Here is a 21279-nt window from a genome sequence, read left to right on the forward strand (position 1 = left end):
GCACACGTCTGACCGTTGCAACGGTCCATTCACGCCCGACGGATACCTGCGTGAATGGACCACTACATACGTCAGACGTGTGCAGTGGTCCATTGACGCGAACGGGGCGGGCGGGTGGACGGGGGCGGCCTGGGTGGAGATACGACAACGGGCGACCCTCCGAAGAGGATCGCCCGTTGTCGTGTGCTGTGAAGCTTACTCGCTGTCGCTGTCTCCGGTGGCCTTGGCCAGGTCGACCGGGACCTCGTCGGGGACGATGATCGCCTTCTTCTCACCGCGGAAGGTGAACTTCGCGTCCTCGCCTGCTCCTTCGCCGTCCCAGTTCTCGACGTCGACCAGGATGATCTGGCCGGCTTCGATCTCGCCGAAGAGGATCTTCTCCGACAACTGGTCCTCGATCTCGCGCTGGATGGTGCGACGCAGTGGCCGTGCACCCAGGACGGGGTCGAATCCGCGCTTGGCGAGCAACGACTTCGCCTTCTCGGTGACCTCGATCGCCATGTCCTTGTTCTTGAGCGCACCTTCGACTCGGTTGAGCATGAGATCGACCATCTGGATGATCTCGTCCTTGGTGAGCTGGTGGAACACGACGATGTCGTCGATACGGTTGAGGAACTCGGGGCGGAAGTGCTTCTTCAGCTCGTCGTTGACCTTGAGCTTCATCCGCTCGTAGTTCGATCCGGTGCCTTCACCCGAGGAGAAGCCGAGACCGACTGCCTTCGAGATGTCCGAGGTACCGAGGTTCGAGGTGAAGATGAGCACGGTGTTCTTGAAGTCGACCGTGCGTCCCTGGCCGTCGGTGAGACGACCGTCTTCGAGCACCTGCAGGAGGGTGTTGTAGATCTCCTGGTGTGCCTTCTCGATCTCGTCGAACAGCACGACGGAGAACGGCTTGCGGCGGACCTTCTCGGTGAGCTGGCCGCCCTCTTCGTAGCCGACGTATCCGGGAGGAGCACCGAACAGACGCGACGCGGTGAAGCGATCGTGGAACTCGCCCATGTCGATCTGGATCAGTGCGTCGTCCTCGCCGAACAGGAAGTTGGCGAGAGCCTTCGACAGCTCGGTCTTACCGACACCCGAGGGGCCGGCGAAGATGAACGAGCCCGACGGACGCTTCGGGTCCTTCAGACCTGCACGGGTACGACGGATCGCCTTCGAGACGGCCTTGACTGCCTCGACCTGGCCGATGATCCGCTTGTGCAGCTCGTCCTCCATACGGAGCAGACGCGTGGTCTCTTCCTCGGTGAGCTTGAAGACGGGGATGCCGGTCCAGTTGCCCAGAACCTCGGCGATCTGCTCGTCGTCCACCTCGGCGATGACGTCGAGGTCACCGGAGCGCCACTGCTTCTCCCGCTCGGCACGCTGACCGACGAGGGTCTTCTCCTTGTCGCGCAGGTTCGCAGCTTTCTCGAAGTCCTGTGCGTCGATGGCCGATTCCTTCTCCCGGCGCGCGTCGGCGATCTTGTCGTCGAACTCGCGCAGGTCTGGCGGCGCGGTCATCCGGCGGATGCGCATCCGCGCGCCCGCCTCGTCGATGAGGTCGATTGCCTTGTCGGGCAGGAACCTGTCGTTGATGTACCGGTCGGCCAGGGTGGCAGCCGCGACGAGCGCACCGTCGGTGATCGAGACGCGGTGGTGTGCCTCGTAGCGATCGCGCAGACCCTTGAGGATCTCGATGGTGTGCTCGACGGTCGGCTCGCCGACCTGGACGGGCTGGAAACGACGCTCGAGTGCGGCGTCCTTCTCGATGTACTTGCGGTACTCGTCGAGGGTGGTGGCACCGATGGTCTGCAGTTCGCCACGAGCCAGCTTGGGCTTGAGGATCGACGCTGCGTCGATGGCACCTTCGGCGGCACCTGCGCCGACGAGCGTGTGCAGCTCGTCGATGAACAGGATGATGTCGCCGCGGGTGTTGATCTCCTTGAGCACCTTCTTCAGGCGCTCCTCGAAGTCACCGCGGTAACGGCTGCCGGCCACGAGCGAGCCGAGGTCGAGGGTGTAGAGCTGCTTGTCCTTGAGCGTCTCGGGGACCTCGCCGTTGACGATGGCCTGAGCCAGGCCTTCGACGACTGCGGTCTTACCGACACCGGGCTCGCCGATGAGGACGGGGTTGTTCTTGGTACGACGCGAGAGCACCTGCATGACGCGCTCGATTTCCTTCGCGCGACCGATGACCGGGTCGAGCTTGCCTTCGAGCGCGGCCTGGGTGAGGTTGCGTCCGAACTGGTCGAGGACCAGCGACGTGGACGGGGTGCCCGCCTCGCCGCGGCCGCTGCCGCTCTCGGACGGTTCCTTGCCCTGGTAGCCCGACAGCAGCTGGATGACCTGCTGGCGCACGCGGTTGAGGTCGGCTCCGAGCTTGACCAGAACCTGAGCTGCGACGCCTTCGCCTTCGCGGATCAGTCCCAGCAGGATGTGCTCGGTGCCGATGTAGTTGTGGCCGAGCTGCAGTGCTTCACGCAGGCTGAGCTCGAGTACTTTCTTGGCGCGCGGGGTGAACGGAATGTGACCGGACGGTGCCTGCTGACCCTGCCCGATGATCTCCTCTACCTGGCTGCGTACTCCTTCGAGGGAGATGCCCAGCGACTCGAGAGACTTGGCTGCGACGCCTTCGCCCTCGTGGATGAGGCCGAGCAGAATGTGCTCCGTGCCGATGTAGTTGTGGTTGAGCATCCGGGCTTCTTCTTGAGCCAGGACGACAACACGCCGCGCGCGATCGGTGAACCTCTCGAACATCGCTCTCCCTCACTTCTTGGCGGGTGGTAGCTCGCCCACCAGTTCTTCTAGCGCCGCAGTGTCCAACACGCCGGGTCGCTTGTGCATTTGAAGGTAAGACTGGTTCTCACTGTAGTTGGCCGACGTTACGAACGCCGACCCTCCACCCCTGAAATGCTGCGCAACCGCCCACGTATGCGGACTGCCTTGCCTGCTTACTGTTCATAACGCAGGCACTATGCAAAACGTTTCCCGTTCACTGTCCGCTGCTGGCGAACAGCTCTTTGCCGTTCGATCAGGCCTGAGACGGCTTGACGATGGGAAACAGGATCGTTTCGCGGATGCCCAAGCCGGTCAGCGCCATCAACAGACGGTCGATTCCCATGCCGGTTCCGGTGGTCGGCGGCATGCCCTGTTCCATCGCGGCGAGGAAGTCCTCGTCGAGCACCATGGCCTCGTCGTCGCCTGCGGCCGCTTGGCGCGCCTGATCCTCGAAACGCTCGCGCTGGATGATCGGATCGACCAGCTCGGAGTAGCCGGTGGCCAGCTCGAACCCACGGACGTACAGGTCCCACTTCTCGGTGACGCCCGGCTTGCTGCGGTGCTGACGCGTCAACGGGGACGTCTCGACCGGGAAGTCGCGAACGAACGTGGGCTCGGTCAACGCGTCGCCCACCTGGTGTTCCCACAGCTCCTCGACGAGCTTGCCGTGACCGTAGATCGGGACGCCGTCCTTGCGGGGCACCTCGACGCCCACCTTGTCGGCGATCGCGAGGAGCTCGTCGACGGTGGTGTCGGGGGTGACTTCGAATCCGAGCGATTCCGACAGCGACGGGTACATCTCGAGCGTCGTCCATTCACCGCCGAGGTCGTAGGTGGTGCCGTCGGGCAGCGTCACGACCGTGGACCCGAGGGCGGCCATGGCCACTTCCTGGACCAGCTCACGTGTCATCTTCGCCGAGTCGTCGTACGTGCCGTAGGCCTCGTACGTCTCGAGCATCGCGAATTCCGGCGAGTGCGAGGAGTCGGCACCCTCGTTGCGGAAGTTGCGGTTGATCTCGAAGACCTTCTCGATACCGCCGACGACGCACCGCTTGAGGAACAGCTCCGGCGCGATACGGAGGTAGAGATCGGTGTCCATCGCGTTGGAATGGGTGACGAACGGCCGCGCCGCTGCGCCGCCGTGCAAGGTCTGCAACATCGGGGTCTCTACCTCGAGAAATCCACGACGCTCGAGGGCATTGCGCAGTTCCCGGACGACCGCGATGCGCTTGCGGGCGGTTTCACGCGAGGTCGGGTTGGTGATCAGATCCAGGTAACGCTGCCGGATCCGCGTCTCCTCGCTCAGTTCCTTGTGCGCGACGGGCAGAGGACGCAGCGACTTCGACGCGATCTGCCAGGCGTCGGCCATCACGCTGAGCTCGCCGCGTCGGGAGCTGATGACCTCACCGTGCACGAACACGAAGTCACCGAGATCGACATCGGACTTCCACTCCGCGAGAGCGTCCTCGCCGACACCTGCCAGGCTGATCATCGCCTGCAGCTGGGTGCCGTCACCCTCTTGCAGGGTGGCGAAGCACAGCTTGCCGGTGTTGCGGACGAAGATGACGCGGCCGACGACTCCGACGATCAGGCCGGTGGTCGTATCGGGTTCGAGTTCGGGAAATTCGGTCCGGATCTCGAGCAGCGAATGGGTCCGCGGGACCGACACCGGATATGCCTCGACCCCGCGCTCGAGCAGCGCTGCGCGCTTGGCACGACGAATCCGTAGTTGCTCCGGGGTGTCGTCGGCGGGCTGGGTAGAAGCTGTATCACTCACGCGCAGACACTTTACAGTCCGAGCGTCCAAGGACTGTCAGTGCGCTGCGACGGCCTCGGCCTCACGAACGCAGTGCTTGGCCTGCGTCAACACCCCGAGCAACCCAGCCGACTTCAGTGCCTGATAGCCGCCGACCAGATCGGTGGACCTGTGCAGACCCAACAGCTTGAGCGACGCAGCAGCGAGCGAGGAGGTGTAGCCCTCGGAGCAGATGACGATCCACTCGACGTCATGATCGACGGCGATAGCCAGGCGGGCATCGCTGGTCGGGTCGAGACGCCATTCGAGGACGTTGCGTTCGATGGCGAGTGCGCCGGGCAGCGTTCCCTCGACGGCGCGCTGCGCCTGGGGGCGGATGTCGACGACGACGGCACCGCGGGCGACGGCGTCGCGCAGCTCGAAGACGGTCGTTCGATCGATGGACTCGCGTGCGGATTCGAGCATTTCGACGATGGTCATGCGGTGGCCTTCTCGGGTTCGTCGGTGAGCTCGCTACGGGTGCGACGCAGCGTGGACCGTTCGGTCACTTCGTAGTAGGACATCGCCGTCAGGGGCGGCGAGTAGGCGTGCACGCTGAGGGTGGGGCCGGTCGTGTCGGACGCCGGATCGTGCATGACGTCGTGAACCCAACCGAGCGGGAACGACGCCTGATCGCCGGCGTCGAGGCGACGTTGCTTCAATCCCGTTCCAGCCCAACGGTATTCGAGAAGCGAGCCACTGAGAACGGTGAGCGCACCGAGCGACCCCGCGTGATCGTGCAGTTCGGTGGATCGATCGGGAACCCAGCTGATCAACCAGACGTCGAGGTCGTCGTCGGAATGCAGCCGGGCGGCCCAACGCTCGTCGGTCGGCCAGCGACCGCCGCCGGGAAGCAGGTGGTCGAAGCGGCCCTCGAGGACGTCGGATGCGCCCTGGTCGGTGATGCGCAGCAGGTCGGGTGGACGCAACCGGGTCGGAAGCGTCGAGACCGAACGCGAGGACAATCGGGTACGGGAGGGTACAGAAATTACAGGTGTGGAAAGCATGAAGCTCTACTCCAGGGGTGTGTTACGAACGAGGCAGGGTTCAGCCTCGACAACACTCCTGGGTGGCCATGCACGTCATCACGCCGAGAATTCTGACACACGAAAGCCGGATCCGCTAGCTCTGGTCCGAAACATTCAGCGTGGACGCCGTTTTGCCATGTTGCGTTCGTAGACCAGACGCAGCCCCTCGAGGGTCAGGTCGGGTTCGTGGTGCTCGATGGTCGTCGACTCGGGCAGGATCAGCGCGGCGATGTCTCCGGTGCCGATGATCGCGACGTCCGCGCCCGTCACCTCGGGAACCTCGCGTCGAATTCGCCCGACGAGGCCGTCGACCAGACCGGCGAACCCGAAGATGGTGCCCGACTGGATGCACTCGACTGTGTTCTTGCCCAATACCGAACGGGGCCGGATCATCTCCACTTCCCGCAACGTGGCAGTGCGAGTGGACATCGCCGACGCCGACATCTCGAGACCGGGAGCGATGGCACCGCCGAGAAATTCGCCCTTGGCCGAGACGACGTCGACACAGGTGGTGGTTCCGAAATCCACCACGATGCACGCCGTACCGTAGAGATCGTGTGCGGCAAGGGTGTTGACGATGCGATCGGCACCGACTTCCTTGGGATTGTCGACCAGCAACGGCACACCGGTCCGCACACCGGGTTCGACCATCACGTGCACCACGTGATCCCAGTAGCGCGCGAGCATCGTCCGCATCTCCCGCAGCACCGACGGCACCGTAGACAGTGCGGTCACTCCGGTGATCCGTTCGGCGTCCTCACCCAGCAGTCCGCGCAGCATCAGGGCCAGTTCGTCGGCCGTCACGTGCGGGTCGGTTCGAATTCGCCAATCTCGCAGCAGTTTCGAGTGATCCCCCGTGCCGGTGAACAGACCGACCACGGTGCTGGTGTTGCGCACATCGATCGCGAGGAGCATCGAATCAGACCAGCACGGAATCGGCCCGCAGATCGCGCGGCGTGATCAGGCCCGAGCCCGCAGGCGCATGAGCCGGATCGCTGCCGAGTTCGACAGGCCGGTTCTTCTCGTCGACGAACACCACCCGCGGTGCGTACTCGGCAACCTCCTGCTCGTTCATCACTCCGTAGGCGATCAGGATGACCAGGTCACCCGGGTTCACCAGATGCGCTGCAGCACCGTTGATTCCGATGACACCGCTGCCGCGCTCACCGGTGATCACGTAGGTTTCCAGCCGCGCACCGTTGTCGATGTCGACGATGGTGACCTGCTCGCCTTCGAGCAGATCGGCCGCCTCCATCAGATCCTGGTCGACGGTCACCGAACCCACGTAGTGCAGGTCTGCGTGCGTGACGGTGGCGCGATGGATCTTGGACTTCATCATCGTTCGAAACATGTTGTGCCCTCAGCTCTTCGGATCGTCGGGGTACTCTAGAAAACCAGTGCCGACTGCGACACCGACGTTGTCGATCAATCTCGTGGTGCCCACCTTGGCTGCCACGAGCAGTCTGCCGTCTCCGCGTTCGGGAGCGGGGCCGAGATGCGGGTCGCGAACCTCCAGGTAGTCGACCTGCACCAGCGGTGCCTCGTCGAGGACGGCACGCGCGGTGGCGATGATGGCCTCGACTCCCCCGGCCGCAGCGTGTGCCCCGGCGACCAGCGCGGCCGACAGTGCCATCGCCGCGTCGCGCTGCTCGGCATCGAGATACCGGTTACGCGAGGACAGTGCGAGACCGTCCTGCTCGCGTACCGTCGGGACCCCGATGACGGCGACGTCGAAGTTCAGATCGCGCACCATCTGCCGGATCAATGTCAGTTGCTGGTAGTCCTTCTCACCGAAGTACGCGCGATGCGGTGCGGCTATCTGCAGCAGCTTGGCGACGACGGTGAGCATGCCCGCGAAATGCGTTGGCCTACTGCCGCCTTCGAGTTCTGCGCCGAGCGGTCCGGGATTGACGGTGGTGCGCGGACCCGACGGATACATGTCCGACGCCGACGGCGCGAAGACCAGTTCGACGCCCTCCTCACGCAGCAGTGCGACATCGGCGTCGAGGGTGCGCGGGTAGGCATCGAGGTCCTCGCCTACCCCGAACTGCAGCGGGTTGACGAAGATCGACACGATCACCACGGCACCGGTGAGCTTGGCCTGCCGCACCAGCTGCAGGTGCCCGGCGTGCAGCGCGCCCATGGTCGGAACCAGAGCGACCTGCTTCCCGACGCCTCGCAGTGCTTTCGACACCGACGTGATAACCGCAGGATCGTGGTGAACCGTCAACTGCCCCTTGGTGTAGCTGCCCGCGAGGGTCATCGATTCCCTTCCAGAAGTTCGATCAGGTCTGCCTTGGCACCGATGCGCTGCGCCGATCGCAACGACAGCGCGCGGTATCCGGCTGCGATCCGCGAATCCACGGACTCGAGCACGTCGAGATGCTTGCCGACTGCAGCGGTGTCGCCGCGGGCCACCGGCCCGGTGAGCGCCGACTGTCCGTTGCGCAGCGCATTGTCCAGCGCGGCTTCGAGCAGTGGAGCCAGAACACGCTCGGGCACACCGCGTTCGGAGTCCGAACCGGGAAAACCCGGTCCGGCCAATGCGACTCGGAGCGCTTCGACCGCATCGACCACCAGAGTGACGAGGTGATTGCTGCCGTGCGCGAGCGCAGCGTGGTAGAGCGCTCGGTTGTTCTCGGGCACGTGCACGGGCTCGCCGCCGATTTCGAGGACGAGAGCCTGCGCCACCGCGTAGCCGATCTCGTCGCCTGCAGTGATGCCGAAGCACGCGGCCGTCATCCGGTCGGTGTCCTCGACTCCGCCGCTGAACGTCATGGCCGGGTGGATGGCCAACGGCACGGCACCGAGAGCCGCCAGGGGCTCGAGCACCGAGATCCCGTTCGCGCCTGAAGTGTGCACCACCAACTTTCCCGGTGCCACCGCCCCGGTGGACGCCAGGCCTGCCACGATCGATGCCAGCTCACTGTCCGGTACGGCCAGGATCAGCAGTTCGGCGCGACGAGCAACCTCGTCGACGGGCAGAACCTGGGTCTCGGGCAACCGCTCACGCACCCGCGCGATGGACGCATCCGACACGGCAGCCGCACCGACGACCACATGCCCGACGCGTTCGAGCGCCTCACCGAATGCGGTACCTACCCGTCCCGCCGAGACGACACCAACCGTCAAGCGAGCCGGAGACAGACCACCGGTGCCAGAAAAGGTCACCGAAAATTTCCTCTCGTTCGTTCCAGTCCCGCTCTGCGGGTACCAGACGTCCTGCACGAAACAATAGCGACCGCGACCCCTCGCAGGCCATGGAAGAACTGTGTGATCTGGTTCTCAGTCTGCGCGACGTCGACGGCGGCGTGTGCCCGGATCGGTCATGGCCGCATCACCGGACTCCCCGCCTTGCAGTCCGGCCATGATCTCGGCGACGGAACGACCGTTCGAGTGTGCACCCGACGCGTCCTCGTCGTCGGCCGACTCCGCGCGCCTACGACCGCGTCGAGGCGAGACGGATGTGTCCTCCACCGATGTCTCGTAGTCGTGATCGGCCGCGAAGAACGCGTCGGCCGATTCACGCAGCGAGGCGCGCGAGGCAGAGAGAGCGTCGCCGCTCCGGTCCGCGGCAGGCTCGGTTTCGTACGCTTCGGCCGGCTCGGCCGAGAACGACTCTGCGGCATACGACTCCGCGGAGAACGAACCCGTGGAGTACGAGCCGACCGAATCGGCCTCCGCATGCCCGGTCTCGTAGGTCTCGGCGGTGGCCTGTGGCTCGAACTCCGGCTCGGGTTCCGGCTCTGCAGCAGGTCGACGCGTCTGCTCGAAGTCGTAGGCGGTGAAAGGCGAGCTGGGCGGCGTGACGCGTCCCGCCGGTCTCGGTGCGCCGTAGGGACGTGCCTGCGCTGCAGGCCGCTCGTACGGGTCCTCGTCCGTATCGGCCGCATCCGTGTCGTAGCTCGTCTCCTCGAACGAATCCTCGGCGTACGGATCCTCGGCCGACTCGGCAGTCGACGATGCCGCTGCAGAAGCTGTGGCCTGCGGCATCTCGTCCGGATCCTCGGGGTACACCACCGACGTCTCGGCCGTGACCGGCTCGTCGTAGGGAGTTCCGACGCCGTTGAGGCCGGTTCCCGGTGCCATCGAGCCGTTGCCGTTCCCGCGACCGGGAACGTAGAGACCGGACGGCGCAGGCTGGTAGCTGTCGTAACCGCGTCCGCCGAGCTCTTGCATCCTCATCGCTTCGGCACGCAGTGCGACACGTTCGGTGGGCAGATTGCCGTCGAAGAGCACCTGCAGGTTCTGGCGAAGGGCAGCGAGTTCGTTGCGCAGAGCTGCGACCTCGTCGATCTCGAGCTGCGATTCGCCGCGAACCCTGGCTTCGACGCTCATCTCGTACTCGCGTCGCGCCGAGATCTCCCGAGCCAACTGCAGCTCGTAGACCGTCTGCAGGTCCTTGGCCTTGGTTTGATCGGCTGCTGCCTCGCGCCGGTACTTGGTCATCGCGAACGCACCGATCACCGCGGCCCACAGCGCCGAGAGAACACCGACCCTCATCCACTGCACGCTCTCGGTGAAGAGCAACAACACACTGGCGATGATGCCGAACACGACGAGCGCCGCGAGGAACAGCTGGCTCGCACTACGCCTCTTACGGCGCCCCTTCTTTGCGCGAGTCTGATCTGTCATGTTCACAAGGGTAACTGGCAAATCGTTCGCAAATAGTCATCCTCGACCGATCACTTACACAACCGAGGTAACAATCAAATGTTTCGAGCGTTACCGAGAACGCTCGTCGTCACGGTCTTTCGGGGTACGGCAGCACTGTTCGAGCCACACCGCGGCAGCGACGACGGCCAGTCCTGCCACGAGCGCAACGACGGCTCCGGCCCGATCCGACGATGCTGCCCGCACCGTCGCCGCACGCGGCATCACGTACGCCAGAAACCCGACACACACTCCGACGACAGCAGTCCCCACCAGCATCGATGCCTTCGCCAACACCAGCGCCCTGAACACCGTCAACGGGTGTAGATCGTGCAGACCGCTACCCACCCGATGCTCGGCGATGCGATTGCGAACGATCACCGCAGTCACCACCTGCACCACCGCGACCAGATACAGCGACGCCCCCGCGTACACCGGAATCGGTGGAAACGAGCCGTAGAAGGCCCGAACCAGCAACCACGTGCCGATCGAGGCGACCAGGAAAAGACCCAGGACATCCCAGACCTTGGTGGGATTGGTCACCACAACCCATCACCGACGCCTTCCTGCTCTTCTGGTCGTTCCTGCAGGCTCCACTCCTGCCTGATAACTCCCGCACGCTCCTCCGGGCTCAGTCGCGCGAGCAATTCGGTCACCGGCACGTCGTCGTCGCCGACACGCAGGGTGGCGTCGGGTTCGACGTCCAGCCACGGCAGCAGGACGAACGCTCGCTCGTGCGCGCGCGGGTGCGGGAGGACCAAACGAGGGTCGTCGCTGATCAGGTTGTCGCACACCACCACGTCGACGTCGAGGCTCCGCGGCCCCCAGCGCTGGACTCGAACGCGATCGGCCGCCTCCTCGAGGCGCTGACCGAAGCGCAACCAATCCCAGGCGTCGAACGCATCGTCCTCGGCCACCACGACGGCATTGAGGAAGTCCTGCTGCTCGACGCCACCCCAGGGAGCGGAGCGATAGACCGGCGAACAGGCCACCATCCGCGCACCCAATTCGTCTGTGACAGAACGCAAGTGGGCGAGCGAATCACCGATGTTGCTGCCGATGGACAGCACCGCCCTGGTCACGGCCGCTCCCGGTACGCCACCACGGCAACGTCCCCGAACGTCAGCGGAATGGGGGCCGACGGCTTGTGCAGCACCACTTCCACCGCCTCGACGCGCGAGTCGTACGCCAGCACGACCTCGGCGATCTCGGCCGAGACCGTCTCGATCAGGTCCCTGGACGGGCCCGCGACGACGGCCGCAGCGTGCTCGGCCAGTTCTCCGTAGTGCAGGGTTCGGGTCAGGTCGTCGGTCTCGGCCGCGGGCCGCAGGTCCATCCACACGGTGATGTCGACGACGAAGTCCTGCCCGTCTCGCTTCTCGAAGTCGAAGACGCCGTGATTGCCGCGCACCGTCAGGCCACGCAGTTCGATGCGGTCGCTGCGACGCGTCCCCGCACCGACGCGACTGCTCATCTCGCTCATGCCCGATCACCCTGCCACGCCCGTACGACAGCTACCGCGTCGAGTGATGCTTGGACGTCGTGCACGCGCACACCCCACGCTCCCCCGGCGACGGCGAGCGCCGACACGACGGCCGTGGCGATCTCTCGCCCGTCCGGCGGCCGCGGAGAACCGTCGTCGTCCGCCAACAGCGATCCGAGAAACCGCTTCCTGGAGGCACCGACGAGAACCGGGAAGCCGGCCGACACCAGGTCCGGGAGGCCACGCAGCAGTTGCCAGTTGTGATCGGCGTTCTTGGCGAATCCGAGGCCGGGGTCGAGTACGAGCATCGCCGTGTCCACTCCGGCGGCCACTGCGTGATCGACCTGTTCGAGCAGTTCGCTGCGGACGTCGGCGACCACGTCGCCGTATCGATCGGCCGGACCGGCGTGCCGATATTCGGATCCGGCGGCTCGCCAGTGCATCAGGATCCACGGCAATCCGCCGTCCGCAACCACCCCGGCCATGGCCGGATCCGCCCGACCGCCCGAGACGTCGTTGACAATCGAGACCCCGGCCTCGATCGCGGCCTCGGCGACCGAGGCGCGCATGGTGTCGACGCTGGTCGCCACCCCGGCTTCGGCCAGGGCGGCGATGACCGGGACGACGCGCTGCGCCTCGAGTGTCGGATCGATCCGGTCTGCTCCGGGCCGCGTCGACTCACCACCGACATCGACGATATCCACGCCGCGCCGGTGCATCGCCAGCCCATGCTCGACGGCCGCATCGACATCGAGGTATCGACCGCCGTCGGAGAACGAATCGGCAGTGACGTTGAGGACACCCATGACGACGGGTGCCGGGGGGATGCTCCGCGCCGAGCTCATCGGGAATCGACCGGACGCGTCATTTCCGCAGAATCAGGTCCAGAGCTTCCGAACGCGATGCCGCGCTGGACTGCAACAGACCCCGCACCGCGGAGGTGGTGGTGCTGGCACCCGGCTTGCGAATCCCGCGCATGGCCATGCACAGGTGCTCGGCCTCGATCACGACGATGGCACCGCGCGGGTCGAGCTTGCGCATCAACGCGTCGGCGATCTGGCTGGTCAAACGCTCCTGCACCTGCGGACGCTTGGCGTACATGTCCACCACGCGCGCCAGCTTCGACAGGCCGGTGACCTTGCCGCTCTTGCCAGGGATGTAGCCGACGTGTGCAACGCCGTGGAACGAGACCAGATGATGCTCGCACGTGGAGAACATGGGGATGTCGCGGACGAGAACCAGTTCCTGGTGCCCCTCGTCGAACGTCGTGTTCAGCGCCGTGTCCGGGTCGGTGTAGAGCCCGGCGAAGATTTCGCGGTAGGAACGCGCGACGCGGGCCGGGGTGTCGAGCAGACCTGGACGGTCGGGATCCTCACCGACGGCGATCAACAGCTCACGCACGGCGGCCTCGGCGCGAGGCTGGTCGAAGACCGCGCCGGTGGCGTAGGCCACCGTCTGTTCCACTGCCCGCTGCTGCGCTGCTGGGACTTCTGCCGAGTCGATTGCCGACTCGTCGGTCCGGTTGACTGACACGAGAACGTACCTCCGGTTGGGCTCCGCGAATGTGACAGCTGGGCCGACCTGCACCTGTTCTTCACAGAGCAGATGCGCCGACCTTCAGCACGGTTCGAACGACGGACTGGGCCGACCGAAAGGGTCGACCCAGCCAGCCTAATGACGGACCTAGCGGTACGAACCGCCCGGCCCTTCCCAGCGTTGTGTCCGCGGACCTTCGTCGCCGTCGTCCTCGGCTCGCTCGTCTCGCCGCGAGTCCTCGGACGGGCCGCTCGAGGGACGGTCGTCTCCGGGCAGCGGATAGCTCGGCGACGGAGTCGGCACCTCCCAGGTGGGAGGCGATGCCTCGGCCGGTGCAGCACCGTCCTGGTTCTGGCCGTACGGAGGCTCGTGCCGAGAGGTACGCCCCTGGTCCCGAGCGTCCGGCCGGAACGGATCCGGCTGATACTGCGGCTGCTGATACTCCGCAGGTTGGTTCGACGGCGGTTGGTTCGACGGCGCAGCGGTCGGCGGCTGATATGCCTGCGGCTGCTGGTAGGTCGGGTGCTGTCGGTAGGTCGGCGGCTGGCCTTGCGGCGGCTCGTACCGATTCTGGTCCGGACGATCCGATTCCGGCTGCTCGCGGTTCGGCTGGTTCGCAGCCGGCGGCGTGGTCGGTCCCTGGTAACGGGGAACCGAGGACTGCTCACGCGGCGGCCATCCCGGGGCCGACCATCCGGCCGGGGCACCGTAATCGGGACGCGAGCCCTGACTGGGGCCACTCGGTCGCGGATCCTGCCTGCGATAGCCCTCGGAGTATCCGCCCCCGTTGGGAGCACCTCCGTTGACCGGGCCGCCGTAACCTCCGTTCGGCCCACCGTTGTAGCCACCGCCGTTGAAGCCGCCGGTTGCGGGGGCACTACGTCGACCACCACCGGTGTTCGGCGCATCGACGTCACCGTTGGCGGGCGCGCCGTTGACCGGGCCACCGTTCGACGGGGCCCCATTGGTGGGAGCGCCGTTGGTCGGAGCGCCGTTGTATCCGTTGCTTCCGTTCGGGTAGCCACCCTTGCTCAGCTGCGGCGAACCGGCGTAGCTGGGCTGCGGAAACTGTTGCGGCGGAAGCTGCTTCGGGGCCGGCGGTACCGGAGGCCACGGCTCGCCGCGCTCGGCGGCGAGTTCGCGGGGTGTCTTGACCGGCGGCTTGTCCGAGGGCTTGCGATCACCGAAGTCGTTGAACAGGGTGATGCGCGGCCGCTTGGTGACGCTGTGGAAGATCTTCTCGAGGTCCTTGCGGGTGAGCGTCTCGCGTTCGAGCAGCTCCGAGGCAAGGGTGTCGAGCAGGTCGCGGTACTCGTTGAGGATGGCCCACGCCTCGGTGTGCGCCGCCTCGATGAGCTTGCGCACCTCCTCGTCGATCTCGCGGGCTACTTCGTGCGAGAAGTCGGACTGCTGGCCCATCGAACGGCCGAGGAACGGGTCGCCTTGTTCCTGCCCGTACCGGACGGCTCCGAGCTTGCTGCTCATGCCGTACTCGGTGACCATCGCGCGAGCGATCTTGGTGGCCTGGTCGATGTCCGAGGACGCGCCGGTGGTCGGCTCGTGGAAGACGAGCTCCTCGGCCGCACGGCCACCCATGGCCATGACGAGACGAGCGATCATCTCCGACCGCGTCATCAGGCCCTTGTCGTCCTCGGGCACCGTCATCGCGTGGCCGCCGGTGCGACCGCGAGCGAGGATGGTGACCTTGTAGACGGGCTCGATATCGGGCATCGCCCATGCCGCGAGCGTGTGACCACCCTCGTGGTACGCGGTGATCTTGCGCTCGTGCTCACTGATGATGCGGCTCTTGCGGCGCGGGCCACCGACGACGCGGTCCACCGACTCCTCGAGGGACGCCTCGGTGATGACGGTGCCGTTCTCGCGAGCGGTGAGCAGTGCTGCTTCGTTGATCACGTTGGCCAGGTCGGCACCGGACATTCCGACGGTTCGCTTGGCGAGACCTTCGAGGTCGGCGTCCTGCGCAACGGGCTTGCCCGCCGAGTGCACCTTCAGGATTGCTCGGCGGCCGGCCAGGTCGGGGGCACCGACCGGGATCTGGCGATCGAAGCGGCCCGGGCGCAGCAGCGCGGGGTCGAGGATGTCGGGGCGGTTGGTGGCGGCGATGAGGATGACGCCGGTGCGCTCACCGAACCCGTCCATCTCGACGAGGAGCTGGTTGAGCGTCTGTTCACGCTCGTCGTGACCGCCGCCCATGCCTGCGCCGCGCTGACGACCGACGGCGTCGATCTCGTCGACGAAGATGATGCAGGGGCTGTTCTGCTTGGCCTGCTCGAACAGGTCACGCACGCGGGACGCACCGACACCGACGAACATCTCGACGAAGTCCGAGCCGGAGATGGTGAAGAACGGCACGCCTGCCTCGCCTGCGACGGCGCGCGCGAGCAGCGTCTTACCGGTTCCGGGAGGGCCGTACAGCAGCACACCACGCGGAATCTTGGCACCGAGCGCCTGGTAGCGCGCGGGGTTCTGCAGGAAGTCCTTGATCTCGTAGAGCTCTTCGACTGCCTCGTCCGCGCCTGCGACGTCGGCGAAGGTGGTCTTGGGCATGTCCTTCGTCAGCTGCTTGGCCTTGGACTTGCCGAAGCCCATGACGCCACCGCGTCCGCCACCCTGCATGCGGCTCATCACGAAGATGATCACACCGAGGATCAGCACCATCGGGAGGATGAGCAGCAGGAAGGAGCTGAACCAGCTCTCCTGGGTGACGGTGGTGTTGTAGCTGTCCAGGCCCTGCGAGTCGACCTTGTCGAAGATCTGCTCGGACGCGGAGTCCGGATACTTCGCGATGATCTGAGTCTGGTTGTCCGAGGCTTCGTTGGCCTCTTTGAGCGTGAGCCGGATCTGCTGCTCGCGGTCGTCGATCTGCGCGGACGCGACGTTTCGGTCGTCGAGCTGGGCGATGGCCACCGAGGTGTCCACCGTCGTCCAGTCCCGCGTGTCGTTACCGAAGTAACTGAAGGCATAGATCACCAACAGAATGCCGAAAACGATGGCAAGATTTCGTATTACTGTCTTCCGATTCATACAGCTTCAGCCGAGTCGGCCGTGTCCTTTCAGTCCGCTCCGACGCGCTGGCTGCTCCCTGCCCGCCGGATACTCCAGGCTAGCGCGAGACTCGGACATCTGACTCGCTCATACCTGGCGCTGTGCGTCCACGCACCTGTTTGCGTCGACGCTTCTTCCCCTCCAACGACTGCACTCCCCCGGCAGTTCCCCACCTGATGGGCACCCTATCCGCATCGATGGACCATTGCATACGTCTCGGCACGGCAATGGTCCATTCACGCGAACGGGTGGACCGAAGGAACGGACTCAGCTGTAGACCTTGGGATCGAGCAGGCCGATGTACGGCAGGTCCCGGTAGCGCTCGTTGTAGTCGAGGCCGTAGCCGACGACGAATTCGTTGGGGATGTCGAAACCGACGTTCGCGACCTCCACGTCGACCTTGATCGCGTCGGGCTTGCGCAGCAGCGTCACCACCGACAACGAGGCAGGCGAGCGGGTCGCGAGGTTGCGCTTGAGCCAGCTCAGCGTCAGACCGGAGTCGATGATGTCCTCGACGATCAGCACGTGGCGTCCGGTGATGTCGCGGTCGAGGTCCTTGAGGATCCGAACGACGCCAGAAGACGAGGTGGAGGACCCGTAGGAGCTGACCGCCATGAACTCGAGCTGCGCCGGGATGGGCAGGGCCCGGGCGAAGTCGGTCATGAACATGATCGCGCCCTTGAGGACGCCGACCAGGAGCAGGTCACCTTCCGGTGAGCCTTCGGGATACCGCTGGGCGATCTCTTCTGCGAGTTCGGCAGTGCGTGCTTTGATCTGTTCCTCGGAAATGAGAACCGATTCGATGTCGCCCTCGTACACGGGGTTTCCCTTCATTCGTTCTCCAGGCCGACGCTCAGCCTGCCATGCCGACGCGAGCACACCAACCTGGCGTCGGGCGTTCCGCCTGGCAGCGCGACTCCGCCCTGACCCGTCCACCGTCCGACGAGGGCATCGACGGCCCGGAGCTGCCGGTCGGTCAGCGACGTCACACCTCGGCCGAGCAACCATTTGCGCAGTACTCGCCTGCGAACGGCGGGATCGAGCGGGTCGAGCGTCGCAACCTCGAGGTCGGGGGCATCGGCGTTCACGACGGAGTGCGCCATCGCGTCGAGCACCCGGCCGTCCTCGCGCAACTGCTCGGCGGTCCGCGCGAGCGCAGCGGCGACACCACCGCCGAGTACGTCCTCGAGCAGGGGCAGTACCTCGTGACGCAACCGCACCCGAGTGAAATCGGTGTCGGTGTTGTGCGGATCCTCGAACGGCTCGATCCCCAGCTCGACGCAGGCAGCCCGGGTCACGCTGCGCCTGACTCCGAGCAGCGGCCGACCCCACGGCGCATCGAATGCCGCCATGCCCGCGATCGACCGCGGTCCCGATCCGCGCCCCAACCCGAGCAACACCGTTTCGGCCTGATCGTCGAGGGTGTGCGCCACCAGCACCGACGCGTCCCCGCGGGCCCGGTTCAACGCGTCGTACCTGGCTCGACGGGCGGCTGCTTCCATCCCTCCCGGACCGTTCACCTGCACCGTCAGAACACGTGCGTCCTCGACGCCGAACGCGCGGGCACGCGCCGCCGCGGTGGAGGCCACCTCCGCCGAGCCGGCCTGCAGACCGTGGTCGACGATCAACGCCAGCACATTCGGAGCCTCGGCCACGGTCGCTGCGGTCAGCGCCAACGAATCCGCTCCACCGGACAGCGCGACGGCCACGGGACCGGGGTGCGCCGCGAGCCAACCCCGAACCGCATGCCGAATCTCCAACAGCGCGGGGCCCTCCGGCAATCTGGGTCGTTCCGCGGGCTCCACTCCCCCGGGTAGCCGCGGAGGCATCAGCCCAGAACTCGGGCGATCCAGGCGTCGGGGTCCTCGATCTCCGACAGCAACGGCAGGGTGTCGGGCCCCGTCCACACGGTGTTGAAGCGTTCCATCCCCACCGCGGCGACGACATGATCGACGAACGCCTTGCCGCGCACGTACTGCGCCATCTTCGCGTCCATGCCGAGCAGTGCCCGGATGACGCGTTGCAGCGGGTTCACCTTGCGTCGACGGCGCTGATCGAACGCACCACGGATCTGCGTCACGGTCGGCACGACGGCCGGCCCGACGGCGTCCATCACGTGGTCGGCGTGGCCCTCGAGCAGGGTGCCCAGCACCAGGAGGCGGTCGATGGCGTCGCGCTGGGGCTGCGGTTGGGTGGCGCGCAGCAGTCCGACGATGCCTGCGTCCTCGGACTTGGTCGACCCGCTCGGATTCTTGCGGGCCTTCAGCGCGCCGGTCAGTCGGTTGGCGACATCGGTCAGCGGCTCGTCGGTGCCGTCGGAGAGCACCCCCACGTTCTCGCGCATGTAGCCGCCGAGCCACGGCGCGGAGGAGAACTGCACTCGATGGGTCACCTCGTGCAGGCACACCCACAACCGAAAGTCGCTCGGCGACACCCGAAGTGCGCGCTCGACGGCAATCACGTTGGGCGCGACCAGAAGCAGCGTTCCGTTCTCGCCCGTGAACGGGTCGTACTGTCCGAGAATGGCACTGGACAGAAAGGCCAGCATCGCTCCGGCCTGCAGTCCGGCCGGCTTTCCGCCGAGCAGACCTGACGGCGGCGTTCCGTCGTCGTCTCCGGTGAGGTGCTTCATCGACGCTGCGGCCGCGGCGATCCAGCCGGCGCGGTCGACCACCTGGGCGTCGGGCACGGGGAGGCCGTCGGCGAGGCCGGTGGTCTCGCGTACCGGCCCCTCGGCCCGAATCGATGCGGCGGCAAGCTCTTCCACGGCTGCCTCGGCGGTGTAGCGCGAGGTGGCCGGACCCGGGCGCGCCAGCTTCGCTCCGGTCTTCGCGGCCACCGACCAGTCGACTGCACCTGCGAAACCGGAGGTGGCGTCTCTGTCTTCGGTCTTCGCTGCTGCGTCCGTGTTCACTGGCAACCACACAATCTCAGGGTCGATGCGACGGCATCGAGGGCGGGGCGACTGACGTCGGGCGGCCGGTCGTTGGACATCAGCGCGAAGGTCAGGATCCGACCGTCGACGTCGACGACATATCCTGCCAAAGCACTTGCAGCAGAGAGCGTTCCGGTTTTCGCGCGAACCCAGCCCGCTCCGGTTCGATCACCCGAGGCGTACCGATCCGTCAGGGTTCCGGTAGCACCGGCGACGGGGAGATAATCGAGCATCGGACGCAGCGCAGGCTGCTCGGTTCCCGCCGCCGAGGTCAGCACCTGATCGAGCAGCCTGGCCGGAATCTTGCCGTCGACCGACAGCCCGCTGGCGTCCTCGAGCGTGAGTCCGGCCATGTCGAAGCCGGCCGAGTACAGGGTCTGCCCGATCGACGCCACGGCTCCGGAAAAGCTTGCGGCCGTGTTCATCTCGAGAGAGATTTCACGTCCGACGGCCTCCGCGAGGACGTTGTCGGAGCGATAGATCATCTGCTGCAAGCGGTTTCGCAGCGGCGCTGATTCGACGGATGCGATCTGATCGGCCCCGTCGACGGCCTTGCCGGTCGTCACCGCTGCCGGGTCGACGCCCAGCCCAGCGGCCAGTGCGCGGCCGGCGTCCAGTGCCGGGGTTGTGCTGCGCGGCGACTCGTCGACCAGTGGGTCCGACCGTCCGCCGTCGAGCATGATCGGTTCGATCGGAGTGATGGAACCGGCGGCGATATCGGCGGGAAACCAGCCCTGCGCCATCGAGTCACCGGAATAGATGGAGGTGTCGACGCCGATGCTGCGCACCACCGTTCCGCTGCGCCGAATCTGCTCGACCAGGTCGTCGATGCGCGCCGCTCCTGGATAGAACCCGTCGGTTCCGACCGGAAGCGCGGTGAGCGTGGGGTCGCCGCCCGCGATCAGCACGATGTTGCCCTCGCCGTTGCCCTGGACCACGCGGGTGGTGACGCGGTGATCGGCCGGGAGTGCGAGCATCGCAGCCGCGGCGGTGAGCACCTTGGTGGTCGAGGCAGGCGTCATCGGGGTGTCGGGGTTCTGGGACCAGAGCACCTGCCCGGTCCGTGCGTCGGCGACGGTGCCGGTAAACGTGCCGAGGGCGGGATCGTCGACCACCTGTGCCAGCGCGGCGGCCAGAGCCGCCGAGTTCGGCATCGGTGCCGATTCCGGGAACGGGGTGATCGCCGGGTTGGGCAGCACCGTCTCGGGTGGGGGCTCGATTGCGGTCTCGGCTCCGTCGGACACCGACGGCAACACGAGCGCGGCGGTCGTCGCGGCGAGGATCACCACGAACAGAGCGCACAGCGTCAGGATCACGCGCTTCTTCCTGCGCCGTCGACCCGCCGTGGGGCCGAGGAACCGCCGTGTCAGCCCCGCCACTGTTCCTCCGTATCTGCCGTGGTCGTACCCACGATCGTTCAGTCAACAGTATCCTCGGGTCCGGTAGCCTTGCGCCGCCACCATCGACACATTCGCAACGGTTCGGGCCCGGTCGGGCTCGGACGAAGACAGTGAGGACTGCACGTGCCGTTCGACGTCACCATCGAGATCCCCAAGGGGCAGCGCAACAAGTACGAGGTCGACCACGTCACCGGACGTGTTCGACTCGATCGCTACCTCTACACCGCGATGGCGTATCCAGCCGATTACGGCTTCATCGAGAACACCCTCGGCGAGGACGGCGACCCGCTCGACGCACTGGTTCTGCTGCCCGAGTCGGTGTTCCCCGGCGTCATCGTCGAAGCCCGCCCCGTGGCGATGTTCAAGATGGTCGACGAGGCCGGCGGTGACGACAAGGTGCTGTGCGTTCCGGCAGGCGACACCCGGTGGGACCACATCCAGGATCTGAGCGACGTCTCGACGTTCGAGCTCGATGCGATCAAGCATTTCTTCGTCCATTACAAGGATCTCGAACCCAACAAGCACGTCACCGGGGCAGACTGGGTCGGGCGCGCAGAGGCAGAGGCCGAAATCGCTGCATCATTCAAGCGCTTGGCGGACAATCCGGAGCACTGATCGTTTCGGCA

General features: G+C 66.1%; 20 protein-coding genes. 1 reads left to right on the plus strand and 19 read right to left on the minus strand.

Annotation, left to right across the window (positions count from 1 at the left end):
• Positions 1–195: 195 nt before the first annotated feature.
• From CH251_RS14240 to dacB, 19 genes are all read right to left on the minus strand, one after another.
• Positions 196–2736, minus strand: a complete 2541-nt coding sequence (locus tag CH251_RS14240; protein ID WP_032380134.1) for an ATP-dependent Clp protease ATP-binding subunit — start codon at positions 2734–2736, stop codon at positions 196–198.
• A 274-nt stretch (positions 2737–3010) separates the two neighbouring features.
• Positions 3011–4534, minus strand: coding sequence for a lysine--tRNA ligase (lysS, locus tag CH251_RS14245; RefSeq protein WP_094613719.1), 1524 nt, complete (start codon positions 4532–4534; stop codon positions 3011–3013).
• Between the two features lie 36 nt (positions 4535–4570).
• Positions 4571–4993, minus strand: coding sequence for a rhodanese-like domain-containing protein (locus tag CH251_RS14250; RefSeq protein WP_094613720.1), 423 nt, complete (start codon positions 4991–4993; stop codon positions 4571–4573).
• Positions 4990–5559, minus strand: coding sequence for a cysteine dioxygenase family protein (locus CH251_RS14255; RefSeq protein ID WP_094613721.1), 570 nt, complete (start codon positions 5557–5559; stop codon positions 4990–4992). Before CH251_RS14255 ends, CH251_RS14250 begins: the two co-directional genes overlap by 4 nt.
• 135 nt (positions 5560–5694) lie before the next feature.
• Complete coding sequence (locus tag CH251_RS14260) at positions 5695–6495, minus strand: type III pantothenate kinase (RefSeq protein ID WP_094613722.1); 801 nt, start codon at positions 6493–6495, stop codon at positions 5695–5697.
• Between the two features lie 4 nt (positions 6496–6499).
• Positions 6500–6931: an aspartate 1-decarboxylase gene (gene panD / locus CH251_RS14265; protein WP_094613723.1), complete on the minus strand. Its 432-nt coding sequence runs from the start codon at positions 6929–6931 to the stop codon at positions 6500–6502.
• Positions 6932–6940: 9 nt separating this feature from the next.
• Positions 6941–7843, minus strand: coding sequence for a pantoate--beta-alanine ligase (panC, locus tag CH251_RS14270; RefSeq protein WP_094613724.1), 903 nt, complete (start codon positions 7841–7843; stop codon positions 6941–6943).
• Positions 7840–8751, minus strand: coding sequence for a Rossmann-like and DUF2520 domain-containing protein (locus CH251_RS14275; protein ID WP_094613725.1), 912 nt, complete (start codon positions 8749–8751; stop codon positions 7840–7842). The genes panC and CH251_RS14275 overlap by 4 nt, the downstream gene beginning before the upstream one ends.
• A 114-nt stretch (positions 8752–8865) precedes the next feature.
• Positions 8866–10215: a DUF6779 domain-containing protein gene (locus CH251_RS14280; RefSeq protein WP_094613768.1), complete on the minus strand. Its 1350-nt coding sequence runs from the start codon at positions 10213–10215 to the stop codon at positions 8866–8868.
• Between the two features lie 90 nt (positions 10216–10305).
• Positions 10306–10776, minus strand: a complete 471-nt coding sequence (locus tag CH251_RS14285) for a DUF3180 domain-containing protein (protein ID WP_094613769.1) — start codon at positions 10774–10776, stop codon at positions 10306–10308.
• The gene (gene folK / locus CH251_RS14290; protein ID WP_094613726.1) at positions 10773–11315 is read right to left on the minus strand and encodes a 2-amino-4-hydroxy-6-hydroxymethyldihydropteridine diphosphokinase; all 543 of its coding nucleotides are present in this window, start codon (positions 11313–11315) and stop codon (positions 10773–10775) included. The genes CH251_RS14285 and folK overlap by 4 nt, the downstream gene beginning before the upstream one ends.
• Complete coding sequence (gene folB, locus CH251_RS14295) at positions 11312–11716, minus strand: dihydroneopterin aldolase (protein ID WP_373454949.1); 405 nt, start codon at positions 11714–11716, stop codon at positions 11312–11314. The genes folK and folB overlap by 4 nt, the downstream gene beginning before the upstream one ends.
• Positions 11713–12561 (minus strand): dihydropteroate synthase, encoded by an 849-nt coding sequence (gene folP / locus CH251_RS14300; protein ID WP_179273709.1) that lies wholly within the window; start codon positions 12559–12561, stop codon positions 11713–11715. The genes folB and folP overlap by 4 nt, the downstream gene beginning before the upstream one ends.
• Before the next feature lie 19 nt (positions 12562–12580).
• A complete protein-coding gene (gene folE, locus CH251_RS14305) occupies positions 12581–13180 on the minus strand; it encodes a GTP cyclohydrolase I FolE (protein WP_037195562.1) in 600 nt (199 codons plus the stop codon).
• A gap of 219 nt (positions 13181–13399) precedes the next feature.
• Entirely contained in the window at positions 13400–16297 is a 2898-nt protein-coding gene (gene ftsH / locus CH251_RS14310; RefSeq protein WP_094613727.1) for an ATP-dependent zinc metalloprotease FtsH, read from the minus strand.
• Positions 16298–16585: 288 nt separating this feature from the next.
• The gene (gene hpt, locus CH251_RS14315) at positions 16586–17137 is read right to left on the minus strand and encodes a hypoxanthine phosphoribosyltransferase (protein WP_032395535.1); all 552 of its coding nucleotides are present in this window, start codon (positions 17135–17137) and stop codon (positions 16586–16588) included.
• A gap of 11 nt (positions 17138–17148) precedes the next feature.
• On the minus strand, positions 17149–18147 hold the full coding sequence (gene tilS, locus CH251_RS14320; protein WP_094613728.1) for a tRNA lysidine(34) synthetase TilS: 999 nt from the start codon (positions 18145–18147) through the stop codon (positions 17149–17151).
• The gene (locus CH251_RS14325; protein WP_094613729.1) at positions 18147–19244 is read right to left on the minus strand and encodes a zinc-dependent metalloprotease; all 1098 of its coding nucleotides are present in this window, start codon (positions 19242–19244) and stop codon (positions 18147–18149) included. The genes tilS and CH251_RS14325 overlap by 1 nt, the downstream gene beginning before the upstream one ends.
• A complete protein-coding gene (dacB, locus tag CH251_RS14330) occupies positions 19229–20632 on the minus strand; it encodes a D-alanyl-D-alanine carboxypeptidase/D-alanyl-D-alanine-endopeptidase (RefSeq protein ID WP_094613730.1) in 1404 nt (467 codons plus the stop codon). The genes CH251_RS14325 and dacB overlap by 16 nt, the downstream gene beginning before the upstream one ends.
• Before the next feature lie 144 nt (positions 20633–20776).
• Here dacB and CH251_RS14335 point away from each other — a divergent pair, with 144 nt between their 5' ends.
• On the plus strand, positions 20777–21268 hold the full coding sequence (locus CH251_RS14335) for an inorganic diphosphatase (protein ID WP_032395172.1): 492 nt from the start codon (positions 20777–20779) through the stop codon (positions 21266–21268).
• Positions 21269–21279: the final 11 nt, after the last annotated feature.

It is taken from the genome of Rhodococcus sp. 06-462-5 (assembly GCF_002258315.1).
In the GTDB taxonomy this organism is placed as follows: domain Bacteria; phylum Actinomycetota; class Actinomycetes; order Mycobacteriales; family Mycobacteriaceae; genus Rhodococcoides.

Coding starts and splice junctions, on each gene's coding strand:
- CH251_RS14240 (WP_032380134.1), bottom strand. CDS start 2,736: ATGTTCGAGAGGTTCACCGATCGCGCGCGGCGTGTTGTCGTCCTGGCT.
- CH251_RS14250 (WP_094613720.1), bottom strand. CDS start 4,993: ATGACCATCGTCGAAATGCTCGAATCCGCACGCGAGTCCATCGATCGA.
- CH251_RS14255 (WP_094613721.1), bottom strand. CDS start 5,559: ATGCTTTCCACACCTGTAATTTCTGTACCCTCCCGTACCCGATTGTCC.
- CH251_RS14260 (WP_094613722.1), bottom strand. CDS start 6,495: ATGCTCCTCGCGATCGATGTGCGCAACACCAGCACCGTGGTCGGTCTG.
- panD (WP_094613723.1), bottom strand. CDS start 6,931: ATGTTTCGAACGATGATGAAGTCCAAGATCCATCGCGCCACCGTCACG.
- panC (WP_094613724.1), bottom strand. CDS start 7,843: ATGACCCTCGCGGGCAGCTACACCAAGGGGCAGTTGACGGTTCACCAC.
- CH251_RS14280 (WP_094613768.1), bottom strand. CDS start 10,215: ATGACAGATCAGACTCGCGCAAAGAAGGGGCGCCGTAAGAGGCGTAGT.
- folB (WP_373454949.1), bottom strand. CDS start 11,716: ATGAGCGAGATGAGCAGTCGCGTCGGTGCGGGGACGCGTCGCAGCGAC.
- folP (WP_179273709.1), bottom strand. CDS start 12,561: ATGAGCTCGGCGCGGAGCATCCCCCCGGCACCCGTCGTCATGGGTGTC.
- ftsH (WP_094613727.1), bottom strand. CDS start 16,297: ATGAATCGGAAGACAGTAATACGAAATCTTGCCATCGTTTTCGGCATT.
- tilS (WP_094613728.1), bottom strand. CDS start 18,147: ATGCCTCCGCGGCTACCCGGGGGAGTGGAGCCCGCGGAACGACCCAGA.